12 protein-coding genes, 1 pseudogene and 1 other annotated feature are annotated in these 15,782 nt (G+C 40.7%); of the genes and pseudogenes, 3 read left to right on the forward strand and 10 right to left on the reverse strand.

From position 1 onward, the window contains the following. Positions 1-42: 42 nt before the first annotated feature. From mbcS to refZ, 6 genes are all read right to left on the reverse strand, one after another. Positions 43-1,629 carry an acyl-CoA synthetase MbcS gene (mbcS, locus tag BN2425_RS12285; protein ID WP_042459716.1) on the reverse strand — a complete coding sequence of 529 codons (1,587 nt, stop codon included), beginning with the start codon at positions 1,627-1,629 and terminating at the stop codon, positions 43-45. A gap of 231 nt (positions 1,630-1,860) precedes the next feature. Then, positions 1,861-2,067 (reverse strand): alpha/beta-type small acid-soluble spore protein, encoded by a 207-nt coding sequence (locus tag BN2425_RS12290; protein ID WP_042459719.1) that lies wholly within the window; start codon positions 2,065-2,067, stop codon positions 1,861-1,863. A gap of 99 nt (positions 2,068-2,166) precedes the next feature. Then, positions 2,167-3,375 carry a tRNA uracil 4-sulfurtransferase ThiI gene (gene thiI, locus BN2425_RS12295; protein WP_042459722.1) on the reverse strand — a complete coding sequence of 403 codons (1,209 nt, stop codon included), beginning with the start codon at positions 3,373-3,375 and terminating at the stop codon, positions 2,167-2,169. Beyond that, a complete protein-coding gene (locus BN2425_RS12300) occupies positions 3,372-4,517 on the reverse strand; it encodes a cysteine desulfurase family protein (protein ID WP_042459725.1) in 1,146 nt (381 codons plus the stop codon). The genes thiI and BN2425_RS12300 overlap by 4 nt, the downstream gene beginning before the upstream one ends. Positions 4,518-4,649: 132 nt before the next feature. Next, a complete protein-coding gene (gene ezrA / locus BN2425_RS12305) occupies positions 4,650-6,338 on the reverse strand; it encodes a septation ring formation regulator EzrA (RefSeq protein ID WP_042459728.1) in 1,689 nt (562 codons plus the stop codon). Between the two features lie 333 nt (positions 6,339-6,671). After that, entirely contained in the window at positions 6,672-7,304 is a 633-nt protein-coding gene (gene refZ / locus BN2425_RS12310) for a forespore capture DNA-binding protein RefZ (RefSeq protein WP_042459731.1), read from the reverse strand. 160 nt (positions 7,305-7,464) lie between these two features. On the opposite strand from refZ, the gene BN2425_RS12315 reads away from it, so the two are divergent. Next, positions 7,465-7,947 (forward strand): GAF domain-containing protein, encoded by a 483-nt coding sequence (locus BN2425_RS12315; protein WP_042459734.1) that lies wholly within the window; start codon positions 7,465-7,467, stop codon positions 7,945-7,947. A gap of 43 nt (positions 7,948-7,990) precedes the next feature. Here the strand turns inward: BN2425_RS12315 and megL are convergent, their stop codons facing one another. Next, positions 7,991-9,175 (reverse strand): methionine gamma-lyase, encoded by a 1,185-nt coding sequence (gene megL, locus BN2425_RS12320; RefSeq protein ID WP_195891932.1) that lies wholly within the window; start codon positions 9,173-9,175, stop codon positions 7,991-7,993. Positions 9,176-9,537: 362 nt separating this feature from the next. Between megL and rpsD the strand changes: the two genes are divergently transcribed. Continuing rightward, the gene (gene rpsD / locus BN2425_RS12325; protein WP_042459739.1) at positions 9,538-10,140 is read left to right on the forward strand and encodes a 30S ribosomal protein S4; all 603 of its coding nucleotides are present in this window, start codon (positions 9,538-9,540) and stop codon (positions 10,138-10,140) included. Positions 10,141-10,188: 48 nt separating this feature from the next. Here rpsD and BN2425_RS12330 read toward each other — a convergent pair whose 3' ends face one another. From BN2425_RS12330 to tyrS, 3 genes and pseudogenes are all read right to left on the reverse strand, one after another. Next, positions 10,189-10,380, reverse strand: a complete 192-nt coding sequence (locus BN2425_RS12330; protein WP_042459741.1) for a DUF6954 family protein — start codon at positions 10,378-10,380, stop codon at positions 10,189-10,191. Between the two features lie 338 nt (positions 10,381-10,718). Beyond that, positions 10,719-11,110: pseudogene (locus BN2425_RS23540) on the reverse strand (DUF4395 domain-containing protein). Positions 11,111-11,299: 189 nt separating this feature from the next. Then, complete coding sequence (tyrS, locus tag BN2425_RS12340) at positions 11,300-12,559, reverse strand: tyrosine--tRNA ligase (RefSeq protein ID WP_042459744.1); 1,260 nt, start codon at positions 12,557-12,559, stop codon at positions 11,300-11,302. A gap of 41 nt (positions 12,560-12,600) precedes the next feature. Continuing rightward, positions 12,601-12,824 (reverse strand) — a binding site (T-box leader). Positions 12,825-12,970: 146 nt separating this feature from the next. Between tyrS and BN2425_RS12345 the strand changes: the two genes are divergently transcribed. Then, complete coding sequence (locus BN2425_RS12345) at positions 12,971-15,748, forward strand: transglycosylase domain-containing protein (protein WP_042459747.1); 2,778 nt, start codon at positions 12,971-12,973, stop codon at positions 15,746-15,748. The last annotated feature ends 34 nt before the right edge of the window (positions 15,749-15,782 follow it).

Below are 15,782 nucleotides of genomic sequence, written 5' to 3' on the forward strand. Positions count from 1 at the left end.
AAGCAGGCATGCCTCTTACGGATACCTGCTTCTGTATCATTTCTAGTTTTTCTTTTGTGCTTGATATTCTTTCTGCCGGAGCTCAATTCGGCGAATCTTACCTGATGTTGTTTTTGGAAGCTCTGACACATATTCAATTTTTCGTGGATACTTATACGGTGCCGTTAAAGTTTTCACATGGTTTTGCAGCATCTTCGTCAAACCGGAGTCGTTCGGGTCAATCCCGTCTTTTAGGACTACGAATGCTTTTACAATCGTGCCCCGGATTTCATCCGGACTTGCGACTACAGCACATTCCTTTACATATGGATGTTTGACTAATGCGTCTTCCACTTCAAACGGCCCAATCGTATACCCCGAGCTAATAATAATATCATCGCTTCTGCCTTCAAACCAGAAGTAGCCTTCTTCATCTTTTCTGGCTCTATCACCGGTAACATAATAATCTCCACGGAATTGTTTAGCCGTTCGCTCAGGATCTTTATAATAATTTTTAAATAATGCCGGTGTTTTAACATGCACAGCAATATCTCCGACTTCTCCTGGAGGACAAATTTGTCCATCTTCATTGATAATTTCCACCCGATTCCCTGGTGTAGGCTTACCCATAGAACCTGGTTTTAATTTCATTCCCTTCGTCACACCAACCAGCAAGGTATTTTCTGTTTGCCCATATCCGTCACGTACGTCGATGTTGAAGTTTTTCCTAAAAATATCAATTACCTCACGATTAAGCGGCTCTCCAGCCGAAACTGCGCTATGAAGGTTAGGCAACTGATAGTCTGCCAAATGATCAACCTTGGCCATTAACCGGTATTCTGTCGGTGTGCAGCACAAAACATTAACATCATATTTCTGCAGCAAGCTTAAGTATTTACTAGGTTCAAACCTGCCATGGTAAACTAAGCCGGTTGCTCCTGAACCAAGCACCGACAAAAACGGACTCCAAATCCACTTTTGCCAGCCTGGACCTGCCGTTGCCCACACTGTATCCGTTTCACTAATACTGAGCCATTTGGCTGCAGCAGTCCGCAAATGGGCAAAAGCCCACCCATGTGTGTGAACGACCCCTTTGGGATTCCCTGTTGTCCCTGAAGTGTACGATAGAAACGCCATGTCATCTCGATGGGTATCTGCTAACGGATAGTCTTGAGATGCTGTTTCCATTTCATGATCTAGGTGGTTCCATTTCTCTGCCTGGCCGCCAATGGTGAATCTAAGAATAGGTTGAGTCCCTACGATATTTTTAAATTGGTCGACATATGGATAATAACTGATGACGGCTTTGACGTCACCATGGGTAATACGGTACTGTAAATCTTTTTCCCTCAACATTTCGGAACATGGAATGACAACCATTCCCGCTTTTAATGCTGCCAAATAAACAATATAGGCTTCAATTAGGCGGGGGACCATGACAAGAACAACATCACCTTGTTTTAATCCGTGTTGTTTAAATACGTTTGCAGCTCGATTAGCCTGTTTTAACAGTTGCTCGTAGGTAGCTTGCTTCGTTTCCCCTAAATCGTTCTCCCATTTTAGCGCTAATTTGTTTGGATCTTTAGCAAATCGCTCCATTTCAGACACAAGATTATATCTTTCCGGTGCAATTAATTCTTCCCGGTTCATCTTTACTCCCCCTATTTTATTACAAGAATATTACATTAAGTATTAATACCTGATACTAATTATAAACCCATTCTTTTCTTTTGGCAAAGTATAGGGTGAGGGACAAGGTTGATTTATGTAAACCAATACGAGAGGAAATTACCAACAATGTTTAACATATCCTTGGCAAAAAAAGAGAGAGTGAGAATTTGTATCTCACCCTCTCTGTAGCCATTATATTGAATTGTTTGATTATCGAGTAAAGCCGCCGCCTAATTGTGATTCAGCCATAGATACTAGGCGCTTAGTGATTTCTCCACCAACAGAACCGTTAGCGCGAGAAGTTGTGTCTGCACCAAGGTTAACACCAAATTCTTGAGCAATTTCATATTTCATTTGATCAAGAGCTTGTTGAGCACCAGATACTAAAAGTTGATTTGAGCTGTTGTTGTTTGCCATCTATACTCACCTCCTTGTGAGTATAGAATGTGTAGAAAAACAATCGTTCATTCTTTTTATCTATTGGTAATTGTTCACAAAAATTTCATATTTAAACAGTTAAAATAAATCTTCAAATTCCTGATGATGTTCACGATTCGGTTGAATAACCATCGTCTCCACTTTTTCTACAGCCTCTTGAATGAGTGGTTCAAAATCAAAGAAGCTTTCGTATTGTATAACTTTTTCTCTTTTTGGCCTTGTTTTTGGTGATGCTGGTACAAAAATGGTACAGCAGTCTTCATAGGGCCGATTAGAAATCTCAAGCGTATCAATCGAATGAGCGATTTTTATAATATCGTTTTTGTCCATTGAAATCAAGGGACGAATGATCGGAGTATTTGTCACTTCGTTGATGGCAAACATACTTTCGAGTGTTTGGCTCGCCACCTGTCCAAGGCTTTCTCCCGTTATAATTGCAAGTGCTTCTCGTTTATTTCGCAGTGCATCGGTAATGCGGAGCATCATTCTTCTAGTCGAAGTCATGGTGTAATTTTCAGGCACCTGATCACGGATTGCTTGCTGAACTTCGGTAAACGGAACGATATGCAAGGTGACGGAGGAACCATATATCCCTGCTAATTTTTTTGTTAGGTCAATAACCTTTTCCTTTGCTCTTTCGCTAGTAAACGGCGGGCTGAAGAAGTGAACAGCTTCTATCTCTAATCCCCGCTTCATCGATAAAAAGCCAGCTACTGGGCTGTCAATCCCTCCGGACAACATTAACATGGCTTTACCGCTCGATCCCAGCGGCAATCCACCTGCACCTTGTATGGTTTGGCAAGACAAGTAAATAGCTTCCTTCCTTACTTCTACCCGTAAATTGATATCTGGATGTTTAACATCCACTTTAATTCCCGGGATGTTTTGCAACAAATGTCCGCCAATCGTATGATTAGTTTCATCTGTATTCAACTCAAATGTTTTATCAGAACGTTTAGTGGTCACTTTAAAGGTCTGGCCCTCACGATATAGTGATGACACTAAATCTAGTGATGATTGTTTTAGCTCATCCATGTCTTTACGCACTTTAATTGCTGGGCTAAACGACTGAATCCCAAATATATGTTTTAATTTTTCGATGATTTCTATTCCATTTTCTCCATTTAATAAAACATACATCCGGTCATGGCTCGCTTCTATTTTTACATTGGGAAATGGTGAAAGGGCAATTCTGACACTTTTGCGGAGCTTATCGACAAACTTTTTGCGATTTCTACCCTTTGTAGAGATTTCCCCATATCGGATTAAAATACGATCATAGTTCATGGTTTCATAACCTTCCTTAATTGGTTTACAGTTTTCTTAATTGCTTCTAGAACAATCCTTGCCTCATCTTCATTATTCTCTAGGGATAAACTGATGCGGATGCCGCTTTCAGCTAATTCCTCAGATACTCCCATTGCCAGTAGTGTCTTGCTTGCTGACTTCCTTTTTGACGAACAGGCACTAGTGGTGGATACATAGATGCCTTGTTGCTCCAAGGAATGGATGAACACTTCTGATCGTATTCCTCTTAATGAAAAATTGAGAATATGTGGTGCTGCATTTTCGATAGGAGTGTTAATTTGGATGTCTTCTATGCAACTAAGACCTGATCTAAGAAGTCTTTGTATGTTCCTCATTTCAGCAATACCAGTTTCACTTTTATTCATCGTGAGTCTGAGTGCTTTTGCCATTGCTACTACACCAGGAACGTTTTCAGTTCCACTTCGAATGTTCTTTTCTTGCTGTCCTCCGTTAAATAACGGTGTAAGCCGGACCCCTTCCCGAAGAAACAATGCTCCCGTTCCTTTTAAGCCATGGAATTTATGGCCAGAAATGGACAGAAGGTCAATGTGATTTTCCGCAATATGGATTGGCACCTTTCCCACCGCTTGAACAGCATCTACATGATATAAGATTGAAGGATATCTGCTTAGCATGGTTCCGATTTCCTTTATCGGTTGAATTGTCCCAACCTCATTATTTACATGCATAACGGAAACAAGAATTGTATCTTTACGGATGGCTCGCTCTACAGCACTAACGGATATTCTTCCCGCTTCATCCACTGGGAGATAAGTTATTTCAAAACCCTGTAATTCAAGCTGTTCCATCGCGTCACTCACCGATGGATGTTCCACGCTTGTAGTAATGATATGACGTCCTCTGTTGTGATAAGTAAGTGCGGTCCCTTTTATAGCCAAATTGTTGCTCTCAGTGCCGCCTGATGTAAAGTAAATCTCTGAAGCCTTTACACCTAATAGCTTAGCGATTTGTTCTCTCGCATGTGACAGCAGTTTTTCTGCTTGTCCGCCGTAACTGTGGAGTGAAGAAGGATTACCGTAATATTCACCCGCAACCTTAACATAAGAATCTAATACTTCCCTATATGGTTTCGTTGTTGCACTGTTGTCAAAATAAATCATGAAACCTTCACCTTTCTTTTTAAAGCCGTACATACACCAGAAATAAATCTTATCACAACTTTGCTAATTGAAAAAGAAAAGAAGAAACCAATTAACCTCATTATGGTCGAATCGGTTTCTTCTTATTTATCACTATTCCGTTTCAATTGTAGCTTTAATCTTCTTTAATGCTTGTGGGTCGACGCTGTCCAATGATGCTGCTGCCTGCTCAAGCGCCTCTTGATAATCATATCTTCTAAATGCATTTTCCGCTTCGGCCAATCCTTTGGCTACTGATGAAAATTTGCTGCGGTAGCGATTTCCGTACTGGATGGCTTTCTCTGCTAATGCCGCATTTTCAATTAAATCAATTGTGGAATTAACAAGCTTCTCAACAGTTAACACGGCGATCTCCAAATATTGGTTAAGGGCAGCTATATTTAGTGGCTTTTCTTCCAATTGTAATCGTACGTTTTGGATACTTTCATTTGTATCCTCAATCAAATATTGGTAATCCTCCGGTAAACCAGGCACATTACTTTTCGATACATGGCGAACCGTTTCGCCAACTTTTTTGGTCAGCTCTTTGACCCTTTCCCTGGCCTCCAGTTCATCTTTTCGAAGAGCCTGCAACTTTTGGGCAAAGGTATCCTGCCCCTCGCGGACTACATCCAACTGTTCCTTTATTTCTGCCAATTCTTCACTAATCACGGTTTGAGGCGTTGTATTAAGCTTTAGTTTTTCCACTAATATTTCATAGCGTTTATATACCGTAGTAAGCTCCATGTCTATACTTGCTAGCAAGTCTAAATCCTCATCGGATAATTGATAGCTTTCCTGCAAATACTGCACTTCATTCGATAACTGATGATTTTCTTCCCCCGCCGAGGCAAGCAGCTGCTCTGTCAGTGGTTCGTTTTTCATAATAAAATGTTTGGCATGCACTTCTTGCTCTAGCAGATCAAAAAGCACATCAATTCGCTGTTTGACCTCCGCCATACCTTCTTCAGCTTCGTCAATATTCGTTTGTTCAATTAATCGTAAATTTTCTGCTGTCTTTTCCTCTAAGCGTTTAATTTCTTCCTCTACCCGTATATGCTCTAGATAGTAGCCTTGGCCCGTCATTTCTCTTAATCCAGCCAGCACTTCCGCAAGCTGGTTAGGGATTAAAGATTGGCATTCAATTAATAACTGAGGAATAGCATTCATACTCTTTTTAATCGTGTCCAGCTTCCCATGAATCATTAAAACGACTTCACGGGCATCCAAGTAGTTCCCCTGATCTGTTTTTTCTTCGTATTCATGAAATTTCTCCGTTACAAATGCCAGTTCCGTTTCCAAGTATTTCTCCGCACTTCCAAAACTATGACGATGAGCAAGTAGTGTCTTTTTTGTTTCGCGGTAGATCTCTTTTAGTTCCTCGATTTCTACACGGTTTTTTTCTTCGCTTCCGACAAGTTCATGAAGTTCCTCCAATATCTCATTGACCTGCTTTTCAGTTTCCTGAAGTTTTTCGGAAATTAAGAATTGGACTTCCTTTGCTTTTTTAAATCTGTAATGATCTATGTAATCTTCTGCATCAAAAAGCAATTCTTCAAGGTCCGGCAGTTTTACTGTAACCACATCGTCCCATTGGTTTCTCCATTGTTCAAAAAGCTCCTCCGTCTGTCCAGTCATATTCAACTGTTTGACTTTTGACATTTCATCCAGTATTGGACGATTAAACAAATCTATTTTCCAAGCTTCCAGCCGGTCCATTTCTTTAAAATATTTTTTCTTTATAAAATATCCTACTACAAAAAAGGCTAGTACTAGGATGAATACTCCAATGACATATTTCACAGTGTTAAGCCCCCTATTCAGCACACCTAGCATTCTTACCGATCTATATACAACAACGTTTATGTGTTCGTTCACTATCAATGCCTTAATGATACCATGATAACGACAATTTTTGACTATTATTTTCAATTTTTTTGTAAAACTCCACTAAAAAAAATAAACAATACGGATAATAGCAAAATTAAGCGATTTTTGAGAGAGGTTTTAGGAACCAACAAGCTAGAAATTGGCAAATAAAAAAGCACTTTCCTGGACCGATTCAGTCCTGAGCAAGTGCTATTGTGTAAGGCAACTTGTTTATTGAACTTTTATCATAGAAATTTAACTAGAACACTATTTGCTTATTGCTTCCTTTTTTATCTCAATTGGCATGCAGAGAACACTATCGATCCATAGAAGGATGTCCTTTAAGTATTTCTGTTCGAAGAATCTTTCACTTGGAAATACATATAAAACTTCTCTCATATAATTGGTATTCATAAACGGCATCATTAATAATCCTTTGATTTGAACGATTAAATATGGGATGGAGTGTGGGCGGAATTCTTTCCATTCGAAGCCCCGCTCAAAAATTTGCTGAAGGTAATATTTTTCTTTTATGGAATAGGTGGACATGATCTCCCTAGAAATTTGCGAGTCCATGGACATTTCCCGATACACAAAGGTGGCTAGTTGATTATTCTTACATTGAAAATGAAGCAAATCTGCCGCAATCCTCTTTAAACAGACTGTAGCACCCTTATCGATGGAGGAATACGCATCTTCGATGATCCGAACGTATTGTTCAAAAAAATAGGTGAAGCAGTATTCTAACAAACCTGCTTTATTTTCAAAATAATAGGCTATTGAAGCTGTATTTACCTTCGCAGCGTTAGCAATATCCCTTATTGAAGTACCCGAATATCCTTTTGAATTGAACAACAAAATAGCAGCCTGCATAATTGCTTCTTTTGAATCCTTCTTCATCGGTTTTCATCTTCCTCCTTTTTGAACGGCCCTCTTCCCATACATAAGAGTTCTTTATACCTACTCAGGATTCCTGTATGAAAAAGTCGACAATGTGTGCTCATTTTCGCAGATTCTGCTAAAATAGACTATAAAAAACAGAAGAAATAGGTGGATTTTCATGTTTAACGTCGAAAAATATCAGGAAAACCGTGAAGATAATTATGAATTAGTAAAGAAACAGCTACAAGGATTGATTCATGACGAGCCAAATCAAATTGCTAATCTTAGTAATGCTGCTGCCTTGCTGAATCAATTTCTGGACCGAATTAATTGGGTAGGATTTTATTTAATGGATACGAATGATGAACTTGTCTTAGGTCCATTCCAAGGTCTTCCTGCTTGCATCCGGATTCCTCTTGGCAAGGGGGTATGCGGTACGGCAGCTGCAAAAAAAGAAACAGTTCGTGTCCAAGATGTTAACCAATTTCCAGGGCATATTGCTTGTGATGCTGCCTCTCAATCCGAAATTGTCATCCCACTTATGAAAGACGGCCGGGTGATTGGTGTTCTTGATATTGATTCACCGGAAACAAACCGATTTGACGAATTAGATCAAACGAAACTTGAAGAATTTGTTTCGATCTTAGTTAATCAATTATAAAAACACCCGCCTGCTAAGTAACAGCCTAGCAGGCGGGTGTTTTTTATATTTTCTCAAGTGCCTGCTCTAGGTCCTCCAGAATATCCTCCCATGCCTCAAGGCCTGCTGAGAGGCGGAGAAGATTATCCTCAATCTCCATTTTCCTCCGCTCATCTGCTGGGATTACAGCATGGGTCATCGAGGCCGGATGCTGAATTAAAGTTTCTGGGTCTCCAAGGCTGACAGCAATGTGAATTAACTGTAAATGGTTGATAAACTGCTGGGCTGTTTCTTTTGTTCCTTTGATAGTAAACGAAACCATGCCGCCAGGCTGCTCCATTTGCTTCTTCATAATTTCGTAATCCTCATGATCGGGATCACCTGGATAATAAATCTTATCAATTTTCGGGTGGGTTTTTAAGAACTGAAAAATCCGCGAGGCATTTTCACAGTGACGGTCCATCCTGATTGGCAGGGTTTTGAGTCCTCTTAATAGCAGCCAAGCATCGAATGGAGAGATAACCCCGCCAATGTCTTTTTGGGTTGTTTTAGCAACTTTTTTCAAAAATTCTTGTTTTCCAATTACCAGTCCGGCAACGACATCACCGTGCCCGCAAATGTATTTGGTTGCACTGTGTATTACGACATCACAGCCGTGGGCAATTGGACGTTGCAGGTAGGGAGACGAGAAGGTGTTATCAACAACAACGGGGATTCCCTTTTCTTTAGCGGTTTTGACAACCAATTCAAAATCGACCAGCTTCATAGTGGGATTAATCGGAGTCTCAATGTAGATACAAGCCGTGTTAGGTTTGATTTCCTTTTCTAGCGCTTCTACTGAATTCATTTTGGAAAAATTGTATTCAATCTTATATTTTTCATTCATTAGCTTCAGGAGTCCAAATGTACACCCATATACACCTTGTGAACAAAGTATATGGTCCCCTGTTTTTGTCAGGGAAACAAGAACCGCACTGACTGCCGCCATTCCGGATCCGAACGCCAGGGCGGCTTCACCATGTTCCAAAACTGCCATCCGGTCTTCGAGAATTTTTACAGTTGGATTTCCTAACCTGGAATAAATGTAACCAGCTTCTTCCCCGGCAAATCTTCTTTCCCCTTGCACCGCATTGTCAAATATAAAAGTGGATGACTGGTAAAGTGGCGGCACTAAACTACCCAAATGGCTTTTCCCGTCATATCCAGCATGTATCACTTCTGTATCAAACCGAGCCTTCTTCTGTTTCATCACTGCGCCTCCTAAGATTGTAAACGGTCTCGTTTTTCCTATAGTATATGTGCTCAATACCTAAGCGTTAAGAAAGCTGCCGTTGATTTTACGGAAGGGCCATACTAGGAAATGGAAAACTAAAACTAAAAGATACTTGACTCATAGTATATAAAAATTATATAATACTCCTTGTGTAAAATATTGCAGCCTATGGAAACGACTTTAATTGGTTCATTTTGTTCCTCATAATGTTTTATGATGGTGCATCGAGTAACCCTCTGCTGCTAGGGCGATGGTGCATGAAAACAAAATGGCGGTTATCGATGTTTTCGCAGCGGTTTTTATTTTACCAAAATAAAAACACAGAGGAGGAGTCATTCATGGCTCGTTATACCGGCCCAAGCTGGAAATTATCTCGTCGTCTTGGAATTTCTCTAAGCGGCACAGGTAAAGAATTAGAAAAGCGTCCTTACGCTCCTGGACAACATGGTCCAAACCAACGCAAAAAGCTTTCTGAATACGGATTGCAATTACAAGAGAAGCAAAAGCTTCGTCATATGTATGGTGTAAATGAGCGCCAATTCCGCAACCTATTTGTTAAAGCTGGCAAAATGCCTGGCGTATACGGTGAAAACTTCATGATTCTTCTTGAATCACGTTTAGATAACCTAGTATACCGTTTAGGTCTTGCTCGCACTCGCCGTGCAGCTCGCCAATTAGTAAACCATGGTCACATCGTAGTTGATGGCGCTCGCGTAGATATCCCATCATACCGTGTATTGCCTGGTCAAACTATCGGTGTTCGTGAAAAATCACGCAACCTTGATGTTGTCAAAGAAGCAATCGAAGTGAACAACTTTGTTCCTGATTACTTAACTTTTGATGCAGACAAATTAGAAGGTACTTTCACTCGCTTACCTGAGCGTTCTGAATTACCTGCTGAAATTAACGAAACTCTTATCGTTGAGTTCTACTCTCGTTAATCTTCACACAGAAAAGCCCCAGCCAAATGGTTGGGGTTTTTTGTGTGTTTACTTTTTATTTTTATACCAATGGATGGTTTTTTGATATAAAAATGCCAGCATGATGTAGATTATGACAACAATTGCGGCTGTGACGAGTTTTTCTTGTAAACTGCCGTCCGCTAATAAGACGGGTCCTAGTCCGAAAAAGGTTACAAGCGCTATGAGAACGATGAAGACGGTGTGTATTAAGAACTTCATTCCTACACCCCCAAATTAATTGATCTCTATACTATATGACGAAGTTGCCAGACCGCTAGTTACGCAAAACTAGATGGGCTGGGCGTTATACTTTTCTGTTCTTTAATAAAACTCTTCGAGAATCATGCTGGGATAAATTCCTTAAGGTAATTTTTCTAGATTCATGTGGACAAAACTTTGGTGATTTCCGCAATTCTTGTCCTCATAACCCCTCCATGAGGACAAACCTCCTGTGATTTTTGCGATTCTTGTCCTCATAACCCCTCTACGAGGACAAATCTCCTGTGATTTTCGTGATCCTTGTCCTCATAACATAGCTCGGACTGATCACCTCCCCATTAAAAAAGAGCTGCAAAAAAACAGCCGATGCAAAAATCCCAGGATTGCGACAAACGCAGCAATCGCTACTAGCGCCGAAAACACATAACCGAGCGTATTCCAGCCCAGCACAAAACCATAAATCCAATACAAAGACAAGACACCGCAATCTTTTGGTTAAACTGCTGCTGCTCCCAGTCCTCTGGGATATACGATTTGGGATCCTTCTTCAAAAAAAGCTTTGCTATTTGCATAACTGGATTAAACCCGAATAATAAACCAATTATTCCTGCTATAAATGGTATTAATAAAATCCACTCATAACTGATCACCATGTTAGGAGTACACTAATCACAATCACCCATTGATTGGTTTTAACAAGCGGACGTGGAATCGACCTTGAGGTTTGAATGTGATTAGGGTTTCTTCACCATTTTGTCTTTAAGAGGTCTTATAAACGACATTTTATTGGACTTATTGCCTGCTATTGTCCTTAAGAGCCCTTATTAACGACATTTTTCCCAGATATTTAAAGTTTTTGTCTTTAATCCCCCCTGCATGCGCAAAAAAGGGACCTGCAAAATCCAGGTCCCTTTGATTCTTAGTATTTGATTAAAGTGTATTTCTTTTTCCCTCTTCGGATGATCGTATATTGACCTTCAATCCGATCGGATTCCTGTAACACGTAATTGCTGTCTGTTAATTTTTCGCCATTTAGGGATATTGCTCCGTTGGAAATATCCTCACGAGCTTGGCGCTTAGAAGGTGAGATTTTAGCTGATACTAGTAAATCAACAAGATTGCCGTCAAATTCACTATCCACGTCAAAAGAAGGTACATCCTTAAAGCCTTGCTTAATTTCGGATGCTGTTAAGCTTCTTACATCGCCGCTAAATAAAGCTTCGGAAATTTTAATTGCTTGCTGGAGCGCTTCCTCTCCATGAATAAGACGGGTCATTTCTTCTGCCAATGCCTTTTGCGCTTTACGAAGATGCGGTTCAGCTTGAACTGACACTTCTAATTGTTCAATTTCTTCATGTGAAAGGAACGTAAACAGTTTTAAGTATTTAACCACATCGGCATCTGCTGTGTTAATCCAGAACTGGTAGAACTCATATGGAGTCGTTCTGTCCGGATCCAACCAGACCGCTCCTCCCGCTGTCTTACCAAACTTAGTCCCATCTGCTTTCGTAATAAGCGGAATTGTTAAGGCGAAAGCCTTGGATTCATCCGGGTGAATCTTACGGATTAACTCCAACCCTGAGGTAATATTACCCCACTGGTCACTGCCGCCGATTTGCATCCGGCAATTATGATTCTCATACAAATGCAAGAAATCCATTGCCTGTAAAATTGTATAGCTAAACTCAGTGAATGAAATCCCGGTCTCTAGGCGGTTCGCAATGGTATCCTTTGCGAGCATGTAATTAATCCCGATGTGCTTGCCAATGTCACGCAGGAAGGTAATTACATCCATCGCATGGGTCCAATCATAGTTATTGACCATGATGGCACCATTTTCTCCTTCAAACTCGAAAATGGCCTCTAACTGATTTTTAATCCCTTCCGCATTTTGCTGAACCGTTTCTACGGTCAACAGTTTCCTCTCTTCACTTTTGCCGCTCGGGTCCCCGATTAATCCAGTAGCGCCGCCAACCAATACAATCGGACGATGTCCATGCTGCTGAAATCTTCTCAACGTTAAAAATGGTACCAAATGGCCAATATGGAGACTGTCAGCAGATGGATCTGTTCCACAGTATAGCGAAATACTTTCTTTATTTAAAAGATCCTTTAAACCTTCTTCATCAGACTGTTGGTAAATAATGCCTCTCCATTCCAAGTCCTGCAATAAATCCACTTTTAATCCCTCCAATTAAAATAAAAAACGCCCCTGCAAAATGCAGGGACGTAATATTTACGCGGTACCACCCAGCTTGAGGATATCTATCCTCCAACTTAAAAAGAATAACGGTTAAAACCGTTCTCTGCTACTTTCGTATTTTTTCACAGAGAAAGCTCCAGGATGTAATTCATTCTTCTATATGTGACAGCTTGCACCAGCCGCTGTCTCTCTAAAGAACAGGGATAGAAGAACTACCATTGATTCCCATCAACGCAATGTGTATTAGTAAACTATTATAAGCATTTTTATCATATATTAATCCCACTGTCAAACTCGAAATGGAAATTTCAGAAAAATGTTGAAGGTTGTCAGTTTTTATACCCCCGGTATGCTATAATGTAATGTGATTTTAAAAGAGGTGATGCTATGAAAGAAAAGTTGAAACCATGGCTAGAAAAAGCAAAATCCCTGCTTACCTTCATTACCCATCAAAAAACCATTAAGGGAGTTCGGATTACCTCCCAGGTAGTCTGGAACCTTTTCCTCCTTGTTTTAGTTATTTTCATACTGGGAGGATCATTTGCGGCAGGTGTAGGTGCAGGTTACTTTGCTTCTCTTGTTAAAGACGAGCCTGTCCGCTCCTATGATAGTATGAAAAAAGATATTTATAATTACTCAGAAACATCGGAATTATATTTTGCTAATGACGTTTATTTAGGAAAGCTTAGGACAGACCTCGAACGGGAAGAAGTAAAACTGGACCAAGTTTCAGATTATCTGATAAATGCCGTAATTGCCACAGAAGACGAATATTTTTATCAGCATAAAGGGGTTGTGCCTAAAGCCGTTTTTAGAGCTTTATTTCAAGAGGTGACCAACTCCTCCGTTCAATCAGGCGGCAGTACGTTGACCCAACAGCTCATCAAGAACCAAATTTTGACGAATGAAGTATCGTTTCAGCGAAAAGCCAATGAAATTTTATTAGCGCTTCGCCTCGAGAAATTTTTTGATAAAAAAGAAATTCTTGAAGCATACTTAAATGTTTCCACCTTTGGACGGAATTCTTCTGGGAGAAACATTGCCGGTGTCCAAGCTGCCGCAAAAGGAATATTCGGCAAGCCCGCCAATGAACTGACGTTACCAGAAGCGGCGTTCATTGCTGGTCTTCCACAAAGCCCATTTGGCTATACCCCGTTTACTGCACAAGGGACCGTCAAGAATAATCTCGAACCTGGCATGACCAGGATGAAGACCGTTTTAAAGCGAATGTATGATGGCGGCTATATCAGCCAAAAAGAATACGCGGAAGCTTCCGGCTACGATATTACCAAGGACTTCATCCCGCCAAGTACTAGTAACCCGCTGGAAGATTATCCTTGGCTAACCTTTGAAATTGAAAAACGGGCAAAAGAAGCATTGACAACCGTTTTAGCCAAAAAGGACGGCTTTACTGAGGATGATTTGACAAAGGACGAAAACCTGGCTTACAAATATAAAACTTTGGCAAGTCATGACTTAAAACAAAATGGCTATAAAATTTATACGACTATCGACAAAGATATCTATGATGTGATGCAAGTCGTAAAAGATAATTATAAATATTACGGCCCGGACAAGCCTCAAGAAAAGAAAGACCCTGAAACGGGAGAAACCAAAAGCGTTATGGAGCAAGTCCAAGTTGGAGCCATGCTGATTGAGAATAAAACAGGTAAAATTATCAGTTTTGTCGGCGGAAGAAATTATGACAGTGACCATCAGTTAAATCATGCAACCAGTGCGGTTCGACAGAATGGTTCTACCATGAAGCCACTGCTTGTCTATGCACCGGCAATCGAGTTGGGAAAAGCTTCTCCCGGGATGCCACTGCCTGACGTAGCCTTAAAACTAGACCCATCTAAAAACTCACCTTGGCCGCATAATTATGATTTGAAATACAGCGGCATTGTGTCAGCCAGGTACGCTTTAGCCAAATCTTATAACGTACCGGCAGTTAAACTATATACGGAAATACTAGATCAGAAACCTGCGAAGTACCTTGAAAAAATGGGATTCAGCTCTTTGACAAAAGATGATTATGAACACGCTTCTACTGCGATTGGCTCGTTGACAAATGGGGTGACCATCGAAGAGAACACCAATGCCTTCAGCACATTTGCCAATGGCGGAAAATTTATTGATGCTTATTTAATTGACAAAATTGTTGATAAAGATGGAAAAGCCGTTTACCAACATGAGGTGAAACCGGTAGATGTCTTCAAGCCACAAACCGCTTGGTTAACACTCGATATGATGAGAGATGTCATCAATATGGGAACAGCAGCCGGTGTTAAAAGCCAGCTTAAGTTTAATGCCGATTGGGCAGGGAAAACGGGAACAGGCTTTGATTACTGGGATTCATGGTTAGTGGCAACAAACCCTAATGTCACATTTGGAATTTGGACCGGCTATGATACTCCTAAATCATTAAAGACTAGCGGCATGTCTTATAGCCAGCGGACTAACACCCTTTGGGCGCAGCTAATCAATGCAGCATACGAAAAGCGGCCTGAACTAGTCGCACCACAAGAGAAATTTTCGATGCCTGATGGAATCGTTAAACGCAGTTTCTGTGCCGTTTCCGGTTTACTTCCGTCAGAGGCTTGTTCAAAAGCCGGATTAGTAGAATCAGATTACTTTAATGCAGAAAATGTCCCAACCAAAACGGACGACAGTTTGATTGCAGGAAAATATGTAACCGCCAACGGAAAAAAATATTTAGCCTTAGATTCAACTCCAAACGAATTTTCGCAAACCGGGGTCATCTTAAATCCTGATTTCGTCACCAGAATGACAGGAGGAAATTTCAAAGATACCAAACAGCTCATACCAAACCGTGAGCGATGGGCAAATGTTCTAGTCGCGGATGCGAAAATGTCGGATAATGGAAAGAAGCCTGACAGTGTCAGCCTAACTGCATCAGGTACTACCATTTCCTGGTCGGCCCCTTCTGATAATGATGTAGTCGGTTATCGGGTATATCAAGGAGGGTTTTCAGCCTCTAAGGTAGCCAGCATAAAAAGCGATGGAAAGTTATCGTATACAGCAAGTCCTGGATTTTATTATGTAACCGCCGTGGATATTGCCGGCAAAGAATCGGCACCTTCTAATTTCGTTGAAATCGGTGACGCTAAACAAGGCCTCCCTCAAGAGGTTGTACCACAATAATACAAAACCCCGGACCGTGAAAACGGTCCGGGGT

The sequence above is a fragment of the Neobacillus dielmonensis genome, from assembly GCF_000612665.1.
GTDB classification, from domain to species: domain Bacteria; phylum Bacillota; class Bacilli; order Bacillales; family Cytobacillaceae; genus Neobacillus; species Neobacillus dielmonensis.

Bases quoted from the DNA above. Each gene is read 5' to 3' on its own strand.
- BN2425_RS12300 (WP_042459725.1), bottom strand. From the start codon at position 4,517: ATGATTTATTTTGACAACAGTGCAACAACGAAACCATATAGGGAAGTA.
- BN2425_RS12345 (WP_042459747.1), top strand. From the start codon at position 12,971: ATGAAAGAAAAGTTGAAACCATGGCTAGAAAAAGCAAAATCCCTGCTT.
- BN2425_RS12315 (WP_042459734.1), top strand. From the start codon at position 7,465: ATGTTTAACGTCGAAAAATATCAGGAAAACCGTGAAGATAATTATGAA.
- refZ (WP_042459731.1), bottom strand. From the start codon at position 7,304: ATGAAGAAGGATTCAAAAGAAGCAATTATGCAGGCTGCTATTTTGTTG.
- BN2425_RS12330 (WP_042459741.1), bottom strand. From the start codon at position 10,380: ATGAAGTTCTTAATACACACCGTCTTCATCGTTCTCATAGCGCTTGTA.
- BN2425_RS12290 (WP_042459719.1), bottom strand. From the start codon at position 2,067: ATGGCAAACAACAACAGCTCAAATCAACTTTTAGTATCTGGTGCTCAA.
- mbcS (WP_042459716.1), bottom strand. From the start codon at position 1,629: ATGAACCGGGAAGAATTAATTGCACCGGAAAGATATAATCTTGTGTCT.
- megL (WP_195891932.1), bottom strand. From the start codon at position 9,175: ATGAAACAGAAGAAGGCTCGGTTTGATACAGAAGTGATACATGCTGGA.
- rpsD (WP_042459739.1), top strand. From the start codon at position 9,538: ATGGCTCGTTATACCGGCCCAAGCTGGAAATTATCTCGTCGTCTTGGA.
- thiI (WP_042459722.1), bottom strand. From the start codon at position 3,375: ATGAACTATGATCGTATTTTAATCCGATATGGGGAAATCTCTACAAAG.